Source organism: Acinetobacter sp. UBA2063 (assembly GCF_002333245.1).
GTDB classification, from domain to species: Bacteria; Pseudomonadota; Gammaproteobacteria; order Pseudomonadales; family Moraxellaceae; genus Acinetobacter; species Acinetobacter parvus.
Genome location: NZ_DDAH01000012.1, coordinates 20,653 through 23,105 on the forward strand (window position 1 = coordinate 20,653; position 2,453 = coordinate 23,105).

The window sequence follows — 2,453 nt, forward strand, 5'->3', positions numbered from 1 at the left end:
TTCTTCCTCATTACTCTGGTTTACCACGTATGAACCATGACCGCTTGCTGCGGTAACTGTATCAATCGTTATCTTTACATTGCCATCTGGTGAAGTAAAAGTAGAAACCGCCACAATGTGCTGAGTATTCAAATAATTTTCAGAATCAATTTTGACTAACATACTTATCTCCTTAATTATTGGAGAAATATATATCACAAGCATATGTAACGCTTCGTGAGAGCACTGTCATGCATTTGTTTCTCATTTGCCTGTTACGTCTATAAAGTCCCAATAGCGATTTCCGAACATTGATTTCTTCTTCAGTAAAAGGCAGATGCAAAACCAACTCTGCAATCGTCAGTGTATTCATCCCATTGATAAATGATCTTGGTCTGACATAAGATCAAGTTGAAAAAGCTTATTAGATATTCAAATACACTATTGAATTTTCATTAAAACGCCTTATATTAGTACTAACGTTGCGACCAAAGCATGTAGAATATTTCTATTCCACAAGACTTTTGGTTTATACCTTTTAAATTAGAGGATCACCTCATGAAGAAGTTTACAGTTGCGGTTTTTGCTGGATTAATAACCCTTACAGGGTTTAGTGTTCAAGCCGCAGCCCCAGAACAAGACTGTAAAAAGTTGCAGGATGACTATAACCTCATTTATGCGTCTAAGGGTTTCTGTTTCAAGGATGCAGATGCTAAAGCCAAGTACGGCAATGAAAACTGCCATACCACCAAACCAAAGTTTTCTGACAAAGAGCAACAACGTCTCGATGAGATTAAAGCTCGCCAAAAAGAGCTAGACTGTAAATAGAAACTGATTATTAGATTTTGTCCTCTCCTTTTTATTTTTTTAGGAGAGGAAACTTGAATTATTTATATTAAGGGACTCATCATGGCTTACGATGACCAAAATATTTTTGCCCGAATTCTTCGTGGCGAATTGCCTGCGATTAAAATTTATGAAGATGAACAGGTTCTTGCCTTTATGGATATCATGCCTCAGGCAGATGGTCATGCTTTGGTTATTCCCAAAACGCCAGCAGTGACATTGCTAGACCTGCCTGCCGATGCGGCTGCCTATACCATCCAGATCGTTCAAAAGATTGCCCGTGCGATTGAGACAGCACTGGATGCCAAGGGGATTGTACTGATGCAACTGTCTGGCGAAGCTGCTGGTCAAACTGTTCCACATGTACATTTTCATTTAATTCCAAGCTCCATTCATCAGCTTGGTCGTCATGCAGCACAAATAGGTGATCAGGAGAAGATTAAGGCGCTTGCTGAAAAGATTAAGGCAGCCCTGTAACTGATAATTTTTTCGTAAACGGAGTTGTTACTCCGTTTTTTTATTAGATAACTATTTAATAATCAATAACAAATAGAATTATTACCAAATATAAACTGTCATCAAATTGTCATTTTTCTTTCACTTCTCTGTCATAAAGTTTGCCGATACTGCATACAAGTTAGCGAGCTGTGTAACTTTTTGTACATAAGCAAGCTTATTACAGTAACTAAGGCAACTGCCATTTACAAAAAAGTGTTTTGGAGAAATCTCAATGAAAAAATTGCTTCTTGCTGCAACTGTAGCAACTTTAGCCATGAATGCAGCGCAAGCAGCACCAACTTTGTATGGTAAGCTCAACGTAACTTTAGACAATATTGACAACAACGGTTTTAAAGACGAAAGCGTAACTAAAGTGAACTCTAACGCTTCACGTATTGGCGTGAAAGGCGAAGAAAAATTAACAGATAACCTTTCAGCAGTTTACTTAGCGGAATGGCAAGTTAATACTGATGGCGACGGTACAGACTTAGGTATGCGTAACCGTTTTGTCGGTATTAAATCTAACGGCGTTGCAACTTTAAAAGTAGGTCGTTTTGACTCTTACTTTAAAAATGCTGCGGGCAACAACCAAGATATTTTTAACGATCACAACGAATTGGATATGACTGCAATTTTGGCAGGTGAAGATCGTTTAAATAACGTCATTGGTTTTGAAACTGATAAGAAATTATTGGGTGGCTTAGCATTCAACATCATGTTCCAACAAGGTGAAGAATCGTCAACGAAGGACAATACCTTGAAAGGACAAAAAGGCAGTCGTGATGGTTTCGGCGATGGTATCTCAACATCACTAACTTATGAAAATAAAGATTTGGGTTTAGCTGCTGCGGTTGCTGGTAACTTTGCTGTTCCAATGAGCTATAAAGCCTATGGTAGTGCATTAAATGGCACTTATTCAGATGCTGTTCGTGTAACAGGCTCTTTAGATTTAACTCCTGCTGGTGTTGATGGCTTAGTATTCGGTGCTTTATGGCAAACTGCAAAACCATCTGATGATACTGTTGCAGTGGTTACTGGTTCTGGTACAACGGCAACCACGAAATCTTATAAAGGTTTGCAAGAAGATGCTTATGGCGTAACAGCTGCGTATGCAATTCCATCAACACCTG

The 2,453-nt window shown here is 38.6% G+C and carries 3 protein-coding genes; all 3 read left to right on the forward strand.

All coding sequences use genetic code 11. From position 1 onward, the window contains the following. The first annotated feature begins 537 nt into the window (after nucleotides 1-537). On the forward strand, nucleotides 538-807 hold the full coding sequence (locus B4H32_RS00555) for a YARHG domain-containing protein (protein WP_004677435.1): 270 nt from the start codon (nucleotides 538-540) through the stop codon (nucleotides 805-807). An 81-nt stretch (nucleotides 808-888) separates the two neighbouring features. Continuing rightward, a complete protein-coding gene (locus B4H32_RS00560; RefSeq protein WP_262450194.1) occupies nucleotides 889-1,302 on the forward strand; it encodes an HIT family protein in 414 nt (137 codons plus the stop codon). A 253-nt stretch (nucleotides 1,303-1,555) separates the two neighbouring features. Beyond that, nucleotides 1,556-2,453: porin (locus tag B4H32_RS00565; protein ID WP_286799089.1), on the forward strand; the 898-nt coding region annotated here is incomplete at its 3' end.

Coding starts and splice junctions, on each gene's coding strand:
- B4H32_RS00555 (WP_004677435.1), top strand. CDS start 538: ATGAAGAAGTTTACAGTTGCGGTTTTTGCTGGATTAATAACCCTTACA.
- B4H32_RS00560 (WP_262450194.1), top strand. CDS start 889: ATGGCTTACGATGACCAAAATATTTTTGCCCGAATTCTTCGTGGCGAA.